Genomic DNA, 398 nt, shown 5'->3' on the forward strand with positions numbered 1-398 from the left:
GTCTTCGTCGGACTCGATGTCGAGCGCGTCGTCGTCCTCGTCTTCGTCAAGGTCATCGTCAATCGCCTCCGGTGAGGGAGCGGTTAGGTCAGACATGCCTACGAAAGACTGTCCAGAAGAATGAGTTCCCGAAGACACTCGTTAGCGAGATCGAGGGCCTTCCAGTTCCGCCCGGGTTTGATCTTCCAGCGCGCCTCAACAGACGTCTTCCACTCGGGCTTGCCGCCGAGAGTTTCATGCTCGCCGAGCGAGGAAACAACAGGCAGCAGCTGGTGGCCATAGTCCCTGCTCACACCCACCCCCGCTTTTCGCGCGTCGTTGACCGCCGTCTGCAGCTTGATGGTCTTTTGGGCGTGGTCGCCGAGTATCCGTGCGAGCAGCCCCGTGGACGCCTGCGG

Annotated in this window: 1 protein-coding gene; it reads right to left on the reverse strand. The window is 61.3% G+C overall.

What is annotated here, in order from left to right:
- Positions 1 to 98: 98 nt before the first annotated feature.
- A partial coding sequence (locus I6F37_RS43430) for a hypothetical protein (RefSeq protein WP_225154901.1) occupies positions 99 to 398 on the reverse strand: 300 nt, incomplete at its 5' end.

This window comes from Bradyrhizobium sp. NBAIM08, from assembly GCF_020193935.1.
GTDB classification, from domain to species: domain Bacteria; phylum Pseudomonadota; class Alphaproteobacteria; order Rhizobiales; family Xanthobacteraceae; genus Bradyrhizobium; species Bradyrhizobium yuanmingense.